Annotated in this window: 1 pseudogene; it reads right to left on the minus strand. The window is 37.2% G+C overall.

Annotated features, from left to right (window positions below):
- Nucleotides 1-325: pseudogene (locus DW173_RS24285) on the minus strand (AAA family ATPase); the annotation flags it as partial.

Consider the following 325-nt stretch of genomic DNA (forward strand, 5'->3'; position numbering starts at 1 on the left):
TCTCGCTCTTGTAATCTTCCAGACAGGCAGGTTCTGATAAGATTTTATTTGTAAAATGGTCGTATTCATCAATGAACAGATAAATCTGTTGATTGGTCTTGACACATTCTTTATATAGATAATCCAGTTGTTCTACGGCTCCCTTTTTCTTATTCATTTCTTCCTTTATCCCTTCGGGAAGATATTGCGCATAGACATCGCAGAAGAAATTGAATTCAGTGTTGCAATGTGCGTCCAATGATTGCCGGTAACTATTTAATTCGGCATTAACTACGGCAAAGTTTAGATAAATGATGAGATATGAATTTCGTTCGGGAGTGGGATG

This window comes from Bacteroides sp. AM16-13 (assembly GCF_003602705.1).
Classification (GTDB): domain Bacteria; phylum Bacteroidota; class Bacteroidia; order Bacteroidales; family Bacteroidaceae; genus Bacteroides; species Bacteroides xylanisolvens.